Source organism: Ochrobactrum soli (genome assembly GCF_003664555.1).
Classification (GTDB): Bacteria; Pseudomonadota; Alphaproteobacteria; order Rhizobiales; family Rhizobiaceae; genus Brucella; species Brucella teleogrylli.
On record NZ_RCHH01000003.1, the window covers coordinates 209,448 to 222,856 of the forward strand.

Sequence of the window (13,409 nt, forward strand, 5' to 3'; positions counted from 1 at the left end):
GACATGATCCTTTTTCCCGCCATCGATTTGAAAGACGGTCAATGCGTGCGCCTGAAGCTCGGCGACATGGATCAGGCCACCGTCTACAACACCGACCCGGCTGCGCAGGCCAAGGCCTTTGAAGATCAGGGCTTTGAATGGCTGCATGTGGTCGATCTCAATGGCGCTTTCGCAGGCGAAAGCGTCAATGGCGCAGCGGTCGAGGCAATCCTCAAGGCCACCAAAAATCCGGTGCAGCTGGGTGGCGGTATTCGCACCTTGCAGCACATTGAAAGCTGGCTTTCCAAGGGGCTGCGCCGCGTTATCCTCGGCACGGTTGCCGTGCGGGACCCGGCGCTGGTGATCGAAGCCTGCAAGGCGTTTCCGGGACAGGTCGCTGTCGGTATCGACGCCAAGGGCGGCAAGGTCGCCGTTGAAGGCTGGGCCGAAGCCTCACAACTTGGCGTGATCGAACTGGCGAAGAAGTTCGAGGGCGCAGGCGTTGCCGCCATCATCTATACGGATATCGACCGCGACGGCGTTCTGGCCGGGATCAACTGGGATTCGACGCTGGCGCTTGCCGAGGCGGTTTCCATTCCGGTGATCGCATCGGGCGGTCTTGCTTCGATGGACGACATCAGGCGTCTCGCCGCGCCGGATGCGCGCAAGCTCGAAGGCGCGATTTCGGGCCGTGCGCTTTATGACGGTCGCATCGATCCGGCGGAAGCACTGTCATTGTTGAGGGCCACAGTATGACACTCAAGGCACGTGTAATTCCCTGTCTCGATGTGAAGGACGGACGCGTCGTCAAGGGCGTCAATTTTGTCGATCTGATCGATGCGGGCGATCCGGTGGAAGCCGCCCGCGCTTATGATGCGGCGGGCGCAGACGAATTGTGCTTCCTCGATATCACGGCGTCCTCGGACAATCGCGAGACAATTTTCGATGTGGTGGCCCGTACGGCAGAACAGTGCTTCATGCCGCTGACTGTCGGTGGCGGCGTGCGCCAAGTTGCCGATATTCGCAAACTGCTTCTGGCTGGCGCCGACAAGGTGTCGATCAACACGGCGGCGGTGAAAAACCCGGAATTCGTCGCCGAGGCGGCGGACAAGTTCGGTAACCAGTGCATCGTCGTTGCCATCGACGCCAAGAAGGTTTCGGGCGAAGGCGAAGCGGATCGCTGGGAAATCTTTACCCATGGCGGTCGCCAGACCACCGGCATCGATGCGGTGGAATTCGCCCGAAAGGTGGTCGATCTGGGTGCAGGCGAAATCCTGCTCACCTCGATGGACCGTGACGGCACCAAGGCGGGTTACGATGTGGCGCTGACCCGCGCAGTGGCCGACAGCGTGCGCGTGCCGGTGATCGCTTCGGGCGGTGTTGGCACTCTGGGTCATATGGTGGCCGGTATCCGCGACGGTCATGCGACGGCCGTGCTGGCCGCTTCAATTTTCCACTTCGGCACTTATTCGATCGGGGAAGCGAAGCGCTATATGGCCGATGCCGGAATTCCAATGCGGCTCGATCCGGTTCGCTAACAAGAATATACATGACGGGAGGAACCCCGATGAGCCAGTTTACGCTCGCAGACCTTGAACGCATCGTGGCGGAACGCGCCAGCGTGACCGATGGATCGTCCTATACGGCAAGCCTTGTCGCCAAAGGTCAGACCAAGGCATCGCAAAAGCTCGGCGAAGAAGCCGTGGAAACGGTGATTGCCGCTGTTTCCGGCGACCGCGCGGGCGTGGTTTCCGAAAGCGCCGATCTGCTTTATCACCTGATGGTGGTCTGGAAAATCGCTGGTGTTCCGCTGGAAGATGTTCTGCAGGAACTCGACCGGCGCACGGGCCAGACCGGCCTTGAGGAAAAGGCTGCTCGCCCGAAGGCGTGATCCTGCAAAGGATCGCGCTGAATAGAAGGCCAGAGCAGTTCCGGTTAAAACGGAATCGTGGAGCCGATCTATCTATTTGTTTTTACGCATTATCCTGCGCAAAACCGCTTCGCACTTTTGCTGGAAATGCTCTAGAGAGACGACAGTTCATGTGGGAAAAAGTGGATCAGCTCACCCCTTCCAGATATTCGCCCTACCGCTTTTTCTCGGCAGAGGAATGGGCCGGTTTTCGCGCGGATACCCCCCTCACCCTGACCTATGAAGAAGTCAAGCGGTTGCGTTCGCTCGGCGACCCCATTGATCTCGATGAGGTCCGCCGCATCTATCTGTCGCTGTCGCGACTGCTTTATGCCCATGTCGAGGCAAGCCAGTTGCTGTTTCGCCAGCGCCAGCAATTCCTCAATATGGAGGAATCCTTCAAGACACCCTTCATCATCGGCGTTGCGGGTTCTGTGGCGGTCGGCAAGTCCACCACGGCGCGTATCCTGAAGGAACTGCTCGCCCGCTGGCCTTCCAGCCCGAAGGTCGATCTGGTGACGACGGACGGTTTTCTCTATCCCAACGCGGTTCTGCGCGAGCAGAACATGATGGAGCGCAAGGGCTTTCCGGAAAGCTATGATATAGGCGCGGTTCTGCGCTTTCTATCGGCGATCAAGGCGGGCATGAGCCATGTGCGCGCGCCGCTTTATTCGCATCTAAGCTATGACGTGTTGCCGGACGATTACCAGATCGTTGACAAGCCGGACATTCTGATTTTCGAAGGCATCAATGTCCTTCAGGTGCGCGATCTGCCGGAAGACGGCAAGATGGTGCCCTTCGTGTCGGATTTCTTCGACTTCTCAATCTATATAGATGCCGATCCGGAACTGATCCACAAATGGTATATTGACCGTTTCATGCGCCTGCGCGAAACGGCTTTCCGCGATCCGCAGTCCTTCTTCCATCGCTATTCGCAGCTTTCGGAAGATGCGGCCCGCTCCATCGGCGAAGGGCTGTGGCAGAATATCAATCTGCGCAATCTCAATGAGAATATCCTGCCGACCCGACCGCGCGCCGATCTGATCCTGCGCAAAGGCAGCGACCATCTGATCGAAGAGGTCGCACTCAGGAAGATATGAAAAGAGGCCGGGGAAACCCGGCCCTGGCATTTTGATCAGCGCCCCAGATTGGTGCGGGCGAGTTCGACGATTTCATCGCCGCGCCCGTTGATAATGGCTTTCAGCATATAGAGGCTGAAACCCTTCGCTTGCTCGGCCTTGATCTTCGGCGGCATGACCAACTCCTGCTTGGCCGTGACGACATCGACCAGAACCGGGCCCTTGTGATCCAGCGCCTGTTGCAGCGCGCCCGGCAGGTCGGCGGATTCTTCCACCCGGATACCCTTGATGCCGATGGCTTCCGCCATGGCGGCAAAGTTTGGATTGTCCAGATCGGTGCCGGTGCTGAGATAGCCGCCCGCTTTCATTTCCATGGCGACAAAGCCGAGCGAGCCATTATTATAGACGACGATCTTCACTGGCAGTTTCAGCTGCGTGAGGGATAGAAAATCGCCCATCATCATGGTGAAGCCACCGTCGCCGGACAGGGAGATGACCTGCCTGTCCGGTGCTGCGGCCTGCGCGCCAAGCGATTGCAGCATGGCATTGGCCATGGAGCCATGATTGAACGAGCCAAGCAGACGGCGCTTGCCATTCATCGTGAGATAGCGCGCCGCCCAGACGGTCGGCGTCCCGACATCGGCGGTGAAAATGGCGTCGTCTTTCGCAATCTCGTTGATCAGACGCGTGAGATATTGCGGATGGATCGGCTGGCCCGCCTTTGAGGGCTGGGCAAGATCGTCGAGATCCTTGCGCGCTTTCACATAATGCGCCTTGGCGGAATTCAGGAATGTCGCGCTGCGGTTCGATTTCAGTTTGGGTAACAGCGCATTGGCGGCTTCCTTCACGTCACTGACGATGCCAAGCGTGATTGGCGCGCGACGGCCGAGCTGCGATGGATCATGGTCGATCTGAACGATTTTCGCTTTTTCAGGATAGAAATTCCGATACGGAAAACTGGTGCCCAGCATCAGAAGTGTGTCGCAGTTCAGCATGGCGTGGTAACCGGATGAAAATCCGATCAGGCCGGTCATGCCGACATCGTTCGGATTGTCCCATTCGACATGTTCCTTGCCGCGCAGTGCGTGAACGACAGGCGCAGCCAGACGGTCAGCAAGCGCCACCACGGAATCATGTGCTCCGGCGCAGCCGCTCCCCGCGAGGATCGTGATTTTTTCCGAGCCGTTCAAAAGGTCGGCAAGCTGCCCGATATCTTCATCGGACGGAATGATCCGTGGTCGCGCCACATGGACCCAGGCTTTCGCGGACGGTTCGTCGATCTGTTTCAGCGCGATGTCCCCCGGCAGGACGATGACGGCCACACCCTGTTGCCCCACTGCGGCGCGCATGGCGCGGTGCAGCACTTCCGGCATCTGGGCCGGATTGGTCACCAGTTCGACGAAATGGCTGCATTCGCGAAACAGTTCCTGCGGATGTGTCTCCTGAAAATAGTCGAGGCCGATTTCCGACGATGGAATATGGGCGGCAATCGCCAGAACGGGTGTGCGATTGCGCTGGCAGTCGAAAAGGCCGTTGATGAGGTGAAGATTGCCGGGGCCGCAACTGCCAGCACAGACGGCGAGCTCGCCGGTTACGGCTGCTTCCGCGCCTGCGGCGAAAGCGGCAGTTTCTTCGTGACGGACATGCATCCAGTCAATCTTGCCAAGGCGGCGCAGGCTGTCGTTCAGCCCGTTCAGACTATCGCCGGTAACACCCCATATGCGCCGGACTCCGGCTTGAGCGAGGGTTTCGGCCAAAAGGTCTGCAACAGTCATGCTCATAATATCACCTCGTTGAAACTCCCGCCTTCAAACTAGGGCGCCAATGAGGAGATGGTAGCAGCTAATTTCGGCGGCGCCGCGCAACGCCGCCGAAAGAATGTATTAAGCGCGGTGAAAACGGCTCTATGCCGTGCAATCGGTAATGAAACGTGCCAGATAGGCGTCGAAAACCGCTGGCATTTCACGAAAAGGTGCGTGACCGGCGTTGTCGATAACGTGGGTTTTCCCCTCCCAGAGATTGCCGAAGCGGACGTTCGACACGAAGTCGAGTTCGACGAAAGGCTCGTCGCGCCCATTGACCACGGCGATGGGGAGCTTTGCTGCCGCCACGATATCGCGCTGGTTGCCACCGGCTCCGGCGGCGAATTTCTCGAACATGATGCGGCGCGCGCGCCCGTCCGTTCGGGCGACGATATCAAGCAGCGACGCCTCGAACGGCTCGCCGCAGGTGCTGCGGGCATAGGATTCGACGTCGCGGGCCGAAAACACTTCCTGTCCGGCAAGCGCCATGTCGGGGCCACTCTTGAACCCCTGCCCCACTTCCTCGGGGGCAACCGGCGGCGTGCCGGTGATCATCAGCCCGCGCATGCCGGGATAGCGTGCAATCATCTCAAGCCCGATATGGCCACCAAGCGACCAGCCGAAAACCACCGCATCCGCTATGCCGAGCTTTTCCAGCACTTCCGTCATGGCATCGGCATAGCCTTCCATGGAATAGCTGCGATCGGGATCAATGGCGTCGCCCGACTGGCCGTGGCCGGGTAGATCTGGCGCGATGACACGCCATTTCTTGCCGATTTCGCCTTCAAGCTGGTTCTGGAAGATCGCGCTTGCACTCGAATTGCCATGGATCATCAGCAAGGGCGCGCCCTCGCCGGCGCTTTCGCGCACCGCGATTTTGCCGTGGCTGGTTTCGAGGTCGTAGAGTTTCGTGGTCATGCGTTTCCCCTGCTCATGCGGTCTTGTATGGATTGGAATTCAGGTCTGACGGCGGTGTTTCAGTCGAAAGAAACCTTGCCGCGCCCTTTTTTGATATCCGCGCGGCCTGATTTTGCCTTCAGGCGTCGCTCGACGGAGCCTTTGGTCGGCCTGGTCTTCTTGCGCGGCGGCGGTGGCGGCTCGGCGGCCTTGGCGATCAGCGCGATCAGCCGCTCGCGGGCATCTTCGCGGTTGCGCTCCTGCGTGCGGAAGCGATTGGCCTCGATGAGAATGTCACCGTCCTTGGTGCCTTTCTGACCCGCCAGTTTGAAGAGGCGCGTGAGAATATCTTCCGGCAATCCCGATCGTGCCGCATGAAAACGCAGCTGCACCGCCGTCGAAACCTTGTTGACGTTCTGCCCACCGGGACCGGAGGCGCGAATGAAGCTCTCCTCCAGATCGTCCTCGCGGATCGTCAGGCGATTGGTGATGCGGATGATGTTCCGGTTCTCTTCCATAAGAGAACGCATACACGCTTCGCTTCGGTTGGACAAAAGAAAACCCGGCACGCGCATGCCCCTCAAAAGTGCGAAGCGGTTTTGAGACAAGGGCATGCGGAGACAAGTCATGCCCCTCAAAAGTGCGAAGCGGTTTTGGGACAAGGGCATGCGGGAAAAATCACGCGCGCCAAAGTGCGGGGCTGGATTGAGGACAAAAGAAAACCCGGCGCGCGGGCCGGGCTCTCTCCCTCCTCAGTATTTCTGAGCTTACTCCGCAGCGATGCGGATTGCCGGTGCTGCGTCCTTGACCTCGTGATCGACGTGACGTTCGAACTTTTCGAAGTTGGTGACGAACATATCGACCAGCTTCTTGGCCTGCGCGTCATAGGCGGCCTTATCGGCCCAGGTGGAGCGCGGATCGAGAATGGAAGTATCCACGCCCGGCACTTCAACCGGAACGGCGAAGCCGAAATTCGGATCGATGCGGAATTCGGCGTCGTTCAGCGAGCCATCGAGGGCGGCAGCGAGAAGCGCGCGGGTTGCCTTGATCGGCATGCGCTTGCCGGTGCCATAGGCGCCGCCGGTCCAGCCGGTGTTGACGAGCCAGCAATCGACCTTGTGTTCGGCGATCAGCTTGCGCAGCAGATTGCCGTATTCCGACGGATGACGCGGCATGAACGGTGCGCCGAAGCAGGTCGAGAAGGTTGCTTCCGGTTCGGTGACGCCCTTTTCAGTGCCTGCGACCTTGGCCGTGTAACCGGACAGGAAGTGGTACATGGCCTGTGCAGGCGTGAGCTTGGCGATGGGAGGCATCACGCCGAAAGCATCGGCGGTGAGCATAATGATGTTCTTCGGCTGGCCGCCCTTGCCCGTCTTCGATGCATTCGGGATGAAATCGAGCGGATAGGCGCAACGGGTGTTTTCGGTCAGCGAACCATCGTCGAAATCCGGCTGGCGATTGGCGTCGAGCACGACGTTTTCCAGCACAGTGCCGAAACGCTGCGTCGTGGCATAGATTTCCGGTTCTGCTTCGGCGGAAAGACGGATGGTCTTGGCATAGCAGCCGCCTTCGAAATTGAAGATGCCGTGTTCACCCCAGCCATGCTCGTCGTCGCCGATCAGCGTGCGCGTCGGGTCGGCGGAAAGCGTGGTCTTGCCAGTGCCGGACAGGCCGAAGAACACGGCGGTGTCGCCATTCGGGCCTTCATTGGCCGAGCAATGCATCGGCATCACGCCCTTTGCAGGCAGAATGTAGTTGAGCGCGGTGAAGACCGACTTCTTCATTTCACCGGCATAGGAGGTGCCGCCGATCAGAACGATCTTACGGGTCAGATCGACCGCAATCACCGTTTCGGTGCGCACGCCATAGCGTTCTGGGTCGGCCTTGAAGGACGGCAGGTCGATGATCGTCATTTCCGGCACGTAGGAAGCAAGCTCTTCCTGGGCCGGACGGATCAGCAGATTGCGGATGAAAAGCGAATGCCAGGCATATTCGGTTACAATGCGGGCGTTGATCTTGTTGTCGGCGTCAGCGCCGCCGATGAGATCCTGTACGAAAAGCTCCTTGCCCTTCGCATGCTCGATGAAATCGGCGTAGAGAAGCTCGAAGGCTTCCGGCGTGATCGGCTTGTTATTGTCCCACCAGACCTGATCTTCGGTGTTGGCGTCGCGGACCACGAATTTGTCCTTCGGCGAACGGCCCGTGTGCTGGCCGGTGCGGGCAACGAGCGCGCCCTGTGCCGTCAGTTCAGCTTCGCCACGGCGGACGGTTTCCTCATAGAGCCGAGCCGGTCCGAGGTTATAAAAGACTGCGGAGAGTTCCTTCAGTCCCGAAGTGGCAATGGAAGCGGCCGTATTGTGAATGCCGGTCTCTCTCATGGTGTCTCCGCCATCTGGTTTGACAAATTAATCTGCCCTCCGTTTTTTCCGTTCTCGGAGGAATGGCAGTCAGAAACAGATTAATTGTGGCAATTCAAATATTTAATCGATTTAAAAATTTTGAATTTTTTTTAAATCGTTTAACTATTGCGTTTTGGCGTGTATTTTTTGTGGAATACAATCTTTACGAGTGTTAACCAAAGAATGATTCGAGACGGCGCCTTTCACGGCTTCTTTCAGGGCTGCCACATTTTGTACCTAATTTGTACTGCACAAGCTGCATCACTATAATAAGATCGACGTGCAAATCAGGCGCTCGATGATCGAACCGCCCCACCAGCCGGTTGTTCCGGGTGGAATGCCAGATGGCAGAGCTCCAAAGGGGGATGCCCTGGCAAAACATGAAGGAGAAAGGTCCGCATGAAGGAAGCCTCGGCAACGCAGACAATTGCGCTGGTCGACGATGACCGTAACATTCTGACCTCCGTTTCCATTGCGCTGGAGTCGGAAGGCTATCGGGTTGAAACCTATACCGATGGCGCTTCTGCACTTGATGGTCTGATGGCGCGCCCGCCAAATCTTGCGATCTTCGATATCAAGATGCCGCGTATGGACGGTATGGAGCTTCTGCGCCGCCTGCGCCAGAAATCCGATCTCCCGGTTATCTTCCTGACCTCGAAGGACGACGAGATCGACGAGCTGTTCGGTCTCAAGATGGGCGCCGACGATTTCATCACCAAGCCGTTCTCGCAGCGTCTGCTGGTGGAGCGCGTCAAGGCAGTTCTGCGCCGCGTCGCTGCCCGCGACGGTACGGCAAAGCCTGCCGGCCAGCCGTCCAAGTCGCTGGAACGCGGTCAGCTGGTCATGGATCAGGAACGCCATACCTGCACCTGGAAGGGTGAACCCGTTACGCTGACGGTGACCGAATTCCTCATCCTGCACTCGCTCGCGCAGCGTCCCGGCGTTGTGAAAAGCCGTGACGCCTTGATGGATGCGGCCTATGATGAGCAGGTCTATGTGGACGATCGCACCATCGACAGCCACATCAAGCGCCTTCGCAAGAAGTTCAAGGTGGTTGACGACGACTTCGAGATGATCGAAACGCTCTATGGCGTCGGCTATCGCTTCCGCGAGGCTTGATGCATAGGATTACCAATGCCGGGTGCGATAGCCCGGCATTGATTTGGAATATTTGACGCACATCTTATCCGAAATGCGTTTCACATTTTTCGGGATGCGCTCCAACGAGTAACAAAAGCGAGATGGTCGCAGAGACCCAGAACGAAGGCCTTGCAGGCCAGAAAACGAGTTTGCAAGCAAACTTGCGCGAGCGCAGGGCACGGCGGCAGCGCTCGGTGTTCTGGCGCCGTCTGTTTGCGCCCTTTCGCAAGTTTCTCGGTCAATATCTCTTCTCAAGCCTGACGCGCCGCATCCTGTTTCTCAACCTTGCGGCGCTTGGCGTTCTGGTTTCCGGCATTCTCTATATGAACCAGTTCCGCGAGGGGCTGATCGACGCGAAGGTGGAAAGCCTTCTGACCCAGGGCAAGATCATCGCTGCGGCGATTTCGGCCTCGGCAACGGTCGATACCAACTCGCTGATGGTCGATCCGGAAAAGCTTCTGGAACTGCAAGCCGGGCAAAGCCTGACCCCCTCGCCCGATTCTCCCGATAATTGGGAATTCCCGATCAATCCTGAAAAGGTTTCGCCCCTGTTGCGCCGGTTGATTTCGCCGACCAGCACGCGGGCGCGTATCTATGACCGCTACGCCAATATGCTGCTGGATTCGCGCGCGCTCTATTCGCCGAGTTTCCCGTCCTCCAGCCCGGTGTTGAGCTATCCTCTGCCGCCGATCGAGGGCGAAACGCCGGGGCTGTGGGAGCGTTTCAGCCGCTGGTTCACCGGCTTCTTCTATGGTGGCGGCTTGCCCGTTTATCAGGAACAGCCGGGCGGCAATGGTCTCGCCTTCCCCGAGATCGTCAAGGCGCTGTCCGGTTCTCCACAAACGGCGCAGCGCCGCACCGAAAAGGGCGAACTGGTGGTCTCTGTGGCCGTGCCGGTCCAGCGTTCGCGCGCCATTCTCGGCGTCTTGCTGCTTTCGACCGAAGGCGACGATATCGACAAGATCGTAGAGGGCGAGCGCATGGCCGTCTTCCGCGTGTTCGGCGTCGTGTCGCTGGTCATGGTGATCCTGTCGCTGTTCCTCGCGTCGACCATAGCAAGCCCGCTACGCAAATTGTCGGCTGCGGCGGATCGCGTGCGTCATGGCGTCAAGAACCGTGTTGAAATTCCAGATTTCTCGGAGCGACAGGATGAGGTGGGACATCTGTCCACCTCCATCCGCGATATGACCGACGCGCTTTACACCCGCATCGAAGCCATTGAGAGCTTCGCCGCCGATGTCAGCCACGAGCTGAAGAACCCCCTCACCTCGCTACGCAGCGCGGTGGAGACCTTGCCGCTCGCCAAGTCGGAGGAATCGCGCAAGCGCCTGCTCGACATCATTCAGCATGATGTGCGCCGTCTTGATCGCCTGATCACCGATATTTCCGATGCTTCGCGCCTCGACGCGGAACTGGCGCGCGAACATATCGACCGCGTGGATATGAAGACGCTGCTCACCAATCTTGTCACTGCCGCGCGCGAAGTGCGCCGCAACAAGGTTGGCACCGAGATCGTCTTCAATACCGGTAAGCTGCCAGCGGGTAAAAAGGCCTTCTACGTCGCGGGCCATGACCTGCGGCTTGGTCAGGTGGTGAGCAATCTCATTGAAAATGCGCGCTCCTTCGTGCCCGACGATACGGGGCGCATCGTGGTGACGTTGCAGGGCGAAGGCAGTCGCCTGCGCATTCTCGTCGAGGATAACGGACCAGGCATCCCCATCGAGAATATCGAGCGGATTTTCGAGCGTTTCTATACGGATCGCCCGGCATCGGAGGCTTTCGGTCAGAATTCCGGCCTCGGCCTGTCGATCAGCCGTCAGATCATCGAAGCTCATGGCGGTACGCTGACGGCGGAAAACATCATCGATCCTGCAAAGCCCGATCAATTCAGGGGCGCCCGTTTCATCGTCGATCTTCCGGCCAGCACATGACCCCGGAAGAAGCCAAAAGCGGCCTCCACGCCACCACGGTGCAATTGCGCGGAAAGGGCGTGATGATCATGGGCCGCTCGGGCGCGGGCAAGACCGAACTGGCGCTGACGCTGGTGGAGCGCGCATCGCTCCGCAGCGAACAGGCGGCCCTCGTCAGCGATGATCGCACGATGCTGCGCGCCGAAGACAATCGCCTGATCGCCAGCGCGCCAGTTGCCCTTGCGGGCGGTGTGGAGATTCGCGGCGCTGGCCTGTTCAGGGTGCCTTTCGTCGCCAGCGCCACACTTGATCTGGTGATCCTGCTTGTGGCCCGTGAAGAAGCGGAGCGTTATCCAGGCGGCGGAATCTGGAGCTTTGAAGGGATCGAACTGCCGCGTCTGCTTCTGCCGTCACTGTCGTCGAATGGCGATTCCAACGCGCTGTCGCGGGCGATAGAGGCGACTTTGTTCTACGAACGGTGGTCGCCGGAGAATCGCTGACCGGCGATGGTTTCGATTCTGTGAAGATTTCACACCGCTGCGGCATTTTGCTTTTTTCAAGGCGGGGTGGAGATTTTTCACTTGCTATAAGGATTTGCCCTGCCAAGATGCACAACTCGCCGGCATGGTTCCGGCTACAGTACGATCCTTAAAACGAGACAGGTTTTTTGGAGTGATCGTGCTGGAACAAAGCAGGTGCCATCTGATCATCTGGCGGGGTGATGCGGCGGGCGCGCGACGGGAGCTTTTATAGTATGATCGGACTCGTGCTTGTTACGCACGGAAGGCTGGCCGAAGAGTTTCTTCATGCCGTTGAGCATGTGGTAGGCCCGCAAGATAATTTCGAAACCGTATGCATCGGTGCGGAAGATGACATGGAGCAGCGTCGGCGCGATATCGTCGAAGCTGTCGAACGCGCCGAAAATGGCAGCGGCGTCATCATCCTGACCGACATGTTCGGTGGAACTCCCTCCAATCTGGCCATCTCGGTCATGCAGGAAGGCAAGATTGAAGTCATCGCAGGCGTCAATCTGCCGATGCTGATCAAGCTTTCAAGCGTGCGGATCGGCGGCGACATCAAGACTGCGCTTCGCGAGGCGCAGGACGCGGGGCGTAAATATATCAACGTCGCAAGTCAGGTTCTGACAGGAAAGTAATATATGCGGTCCAGCGTCACCCTTACTGGCGAATACGATCCCGAAACTGCAATTTCCCGGTCGCTTGAGATCGTCAACAAGCGCGGGCTGCACGCCCGCGCCTCCGCCAAATTCGTCCAACTGGTCGACGGCTATGATGCGCATGTGCGCGTTTCCAAGGACGGCATGACGGTTGGCGGCACCTCGATCATGGGGCTGATGATGCTGGCCGCCTCGCCCGGCTGCTGCATCGAGGTCAGCGCTTCGGGCGAACAGGCCGAGACCGTGCTCGACGCCCTGCAGACGCTGATTGCCGACAAGTTCGGCGAGGAATGCTGAGCGTTCTGGACGATCTAGCCGCGCCTGTCGCGGTTTTTGATGCGGGCATCGGAAGCTATGCGCTGGTCGAGTTGATCAGACGGCGACAGCCCCAACAGGACATCATCTATTTTGCAGATCGGGCGCGTTTTCCCTATGGCGGGAAGACGCGAAACGAGCTGCTGTCCATCATACGCAGCATCATCGGCTATCTGACCGGTCTCGGTGCAAAAAGCGTCGTTCTGGCCTCCAACGCGCCGTCGATCATGGTGCTGGACGCGCTGAAAGATCAATTCTCTGTTCCCGTTTATGGCGTGGCGCCACCGGTTCGCGAGGCAATTGCGGCGAGCTGCAGCGGCCATGTTGCGATCATGGGCGTGCGGTCGATGATCGAAAGCGCTGAGCTAGGCGCATTTGTGTGCGCCCAAGCGAGCGAGCCGGAAAAGGTCCGTCTCATCAACGCCTCTCCCATGGTTGAGCTTGTGGAAAGCGGCCTGTTTCTGTCAGACCCGGCAAGAACAGCCGAAGACGTCACCCGTTTCTGTGAAGCGATTGCGGCAAACGATCCGCTCATTGATGTTCTGACCCTGTCGAGCACGCATTTGCCCTGGCTGCGCCCATTCTTCGAGAAAGCGCGCCCCGATTGGCTGTTTCTCGATCCGGCGGACAGCGTGGTGTCTACCCTTCCCGCCACGCAAGGCGGCTCGGGCCGCACCGTCGCGCTGGTGACCGAAAGCGCCGCCTACCCCGTGTCCGATTTTCGTAAAATGCTGGAAACGCTTGGGATCTCTCTCGATCTGACCGTGGTGGACCCAGCAATCGGCTGATTGTTCGATATGCA

Annotated in this window: 14 protein-coding genes; 10 read left to right on the top strand and 4 right to left on the bottom strand. The window is 58.8% G+C overall.

Translation table 11 applies throughout. The features are described from left to right. The first annotated feature begins 3 nt into the window (after positions 1 to 3). From hisA to coaA, 4 genes are all read left to right on the top strand, one after another. Positions 4 to 735, top strand: a complete 732-nt coding sequence (hisA, locus tag D8666_RS06435) for a 1-(5-phosphoribosyl)-5-[(5-phosphoribosylamino)methylideneamino]imidazole-4-carboxamide isomerase (RefSeq protein WP_121536902.1) — start codon at positions 4 to 6, stop codon at positions 733 to 735. Beyond that, entirely contained in the window at positions 732 to 1,517 is a 786-nt protein-coding gene (gene hisF / locus D8666_RS06440; protein WP_121536904.1) for an imidazole glycerol phosphate synthase subunit HisF, read from the top strand. Before hisA ends, hisF begins: the two co-directional genes overlap by 4 nt. Before the next feature lie 29 nt (positions 1,518 to 1,546). Then, positions 1,547 to 1,870 (top strand): phosphoribosyl-ATP diphosphatase, encoded by a 324-nt coding sequence (locus tag D8666_RS06445; RefSeq protein WP_121536906.1) that lies wholly within the window; start codon positions 1,547 to 1,549, stop codon positions 1,868 to 1,870. Between the two features lie 149 nt (positions 1,871 to 2,019). Beyond that, positions 2,020 to 2,988 (top strand): type I pantothenate kinase, encoded by a 969-nt coding sequence (gene coaA, locus D8666_RS06450; RefSeq protein WP_121536908.1) that lies wholly within the window; start codon positions 2,020 to 2,022, stop codon positions 2,986 to 2,988. A 35-nt stretch (positions 2,989 to 3,023) separates the two neighbouring features. Here the strand turns inward: coaA and poxB are convergent, their stop codons facing one another. The 4 genes from poxB to D8666_RS06470 form a co-directional block, all read right to left on the bottom strand. Further along, positions 3,024 to 4,748 carry a ubiquinone-dependent pyruvate dehydrogenase gene (gene poxB, locus D8666_RS06455; protein ID WP_121536910.1) on the bottom strand — a complete coding sequence of 575 codons (1,725 nt, stop codon included), beginning with the start codon at positions 4,746 to 4,748 and terminating at the stop codon, positions 3,024 to 3,026. 123 nt (positions 4,749 to 4,871) lie between these two features. Further along, positions 4,872 to 5,687 (bottom strand): alpha/beta fold hydrolase, encoded by an 816-nt coding sequence (locus tag D8666_RS06460; RefSeq protein WP_121536912.1) that lies wholly within the window; start codon positions 5,685 to 5,687, stop codon positions 4,872 to 4,874. Positions 5,688 to 5,746: 59 nt separating this feature from the next. Then, the gene (gene arfB / locus D8666_RS06465; RefSeq protein ID WP_171317018.1) at positions 5,747 to 6,196 is read right to left on the bottom strand and encodes an alternative ribosome rescue aminoacyl-tRNA hydrolase ArfB; all 450 of its coding nucleotides are present in this window, start codon (positions 6,194 to 6,196) and stop codon (positions 5,747 to 5,749) included. Between the two features lie 237 nt (positions 6,197 to 6,433). Further along, positions 6,434 to 8,044 carry a phosphoenolpyruvate carboxykinase gene (locus tag D8666_RS06470; RefSeq protein ID WP_121536914.1) on the bottom strand — a complete coding sequence of 537 codons (1,611 nt, stop codon included), beginning with the start codon at positions 8,042 to 8,044 and terminating at the stop codon, positions 6,434 to 6,436. Positions 8,045 to 8,464: 420 nt separating this feature from the next. Here D8666_RS06470 and D8666_RS06475 point away from each other — a divergent pair, with 420 nt between their 5' ends. The 6 genes from D8666_RS06475 to D8666_RS06500 all read left to right on the top strand — a co-directional run bounded on the left by D8666_RS06475 (position 8,465) and on the right by D8666_RS06500 (position 13,395). Beyond that, positions 8,465 to 9,184: a response regulator transcription factor gene (locus D8666_RS06475; RefSeq protein ID WP_078337648.1), complete on the top strand. Its 720-nt coding sequence runs from the start codon at positions 8,465 to 8,467 to the stop codon at positions 9,182 to 9,184. A gap of 122 nt (positions 9,185 to 9,306) precedes the next feature. Next, positions 9,307 to 11,136 carry a sensor histidine kinase gene (locus D8666_RS06480; RefSeq protein WP_121536916.1) on the top strand — a complete coding sequence of 610 codons (1,830 nt, stop codon included), beginning with the start codon at positions 9,307 to 9,309 and terminating at the stop codon, positions 11,134 to 11,136. After that, positions 11,133 to 11,615 (top strand): HPr kinase/phosphorylase, encoded by a 483-nt coding sequence (locus D8666_RS06485; protein WP_121536918.1) that lies wholly within the window; start codon positions 11,133 to 11,135, stop codon positions 11,613 to 11,615. Before D8666_RS06480 ends, D8666_RS06485 begins: the two co-directional genes overlap by 4 nt. Before the next feature lie 254 nt (positions 11,616 to 11,869). Beyond that, positions 11,870 to 12,271, top strand: coding sequence for a PTS sugar transporter subunit IIA (locus D8666_RS06490; protein WP_109370045.1), 402 nt, complete (start codon positions 11,870 to 11,872; stop codon positions 12,269 to 12,271). Between the two features lie 3 nt (positions 12,272 to 12,274). Then, positions 12,275 to 12,589 (top strand): HPr family phosphocarrier protein, encoded by a 315-nt coding sequence (locus tag D8666_RS06495; protein ID WP_109370046.1) that lies wholly within the window; start codon positions 12,275 to 12,277, stop codon positions 12,587 to 12,589. Then, positions 12,583 to 13,395 carry a glutamate racemase gene (locus tag D8666_RS06500; RefSeq protein ID WP_121536920.1) on the top strand — a complete coding sequence of 271 codons (813 nt, stop codon included), beginning with the start codon at positions 12,583 to 12,585 and terminating at the stop codon, positions 13,393 to 13,395. The genes D8666_RS06495 and D8666_RS06500 overlap by 7 nt, the downstream gene beginning before the upstream one ends. Positions 13,396 to 13,409: the final 14 nt, after the last annotated feature.

Excerpts from the sequence above, each read along its gene's own strand:
- coaA (WP_121536908.1), top strand. The coding sequence starts at position 2,020 with ATGTGGGAAAAAGTGGATCAGCTCACCCCTTCCAGATATTCGCCCTAC.
- D8666_RS06495 (WP_109370046.1), top strand. The coding sequence starts at position 12,275 with ATGCGGTCCAGCGTCACCCTTACTGGCGAATACGATCCCGAAACTGCA.
- D8666_RS06490 (WP_109370045.1), top strand. The coding sequence starts at position 11,870 with ATGATCGGACTCGTGCTTGTTACGCACGGAAGGCTGGCCGAAGAGTTT.
- hisF (WP_121536904.1), top strand. The coding sequence starts at position 732 with ATGACACTCAAGGCACGTGTAATTCCCTGTCTCGATGTGAAGGACGGA.
- D8666_RS06475 (WP_078337648.1), top strand. The coding sequence starts at position 8,465 with ATGAAGGAAGCCTCGGCAACGCAGACAATTGCGCTGGTCGACGATGAC.
- arfB (WP_171317018.1), bottom strand. The coding sequence starts at position 6,196 with ATGCGTTCTCTTATGGAAGAGAACCGGAACATCATCCGCATCACCAAT.
- hisA (WP_121536902.1), top strand. The coding sequence starts at position 4 with ATGATCCTTTTTCCCGCCATCGATTTGAAAGACGGTCAATGCGTGCGC.
- D8666_RS06460 (WP_121536912.1), bottom strand. The coding sequence starts at position 5,687 with ATGACCACGAAACTCTACGACCTCGAAACCAGCCACGGCAAAATCGCG.
- D8666_RS06485 (WP_121536918.1), top strand. The coding sequence starts at position 11,133 with ATGACCCCGGAAGAAGCCAAAAGCGGCCTCCACGCCACCACGGTGCAA.
- D8666_RS06480 (WP_121536916.1), top strand. The coding sequence starts at position 9,307 with ATGGTCGCAGAGACCCAGAACGAAGGCCTTGCAGGCCAGAAAACGAGT.
- D8666_RS06470 (WP_121536914.1), bottom strand. The coding sequence starts at position 8,044 with ATGAGAGAGACCGGCATTCACAATACGGCCGCTTCCATTGCCACTTCG.
- D8666_RS06500 (WP_121536920.1), top strand. The coding sequence starts at position 12,583 with ATGCTGAGCGTTCTGGACGATCTAGCCGCGCCTGTCGCGGTTTTTGAT.
- D8666_RS06445 (WP_121536906.1), top strand. The coding sequence starts at position 1,547 with ATGAGCCAGTTTACGCTCGCAGACCTTGAACGCATCGTGGCGGAACGC.
- poxB (WP_121536910.1), bottom strand. The coding sequence starts at position 4,748 with ATGAGCATGACTGTTGCAGACCTTTTGGCCGAAACCCTCGCTCAAGCC.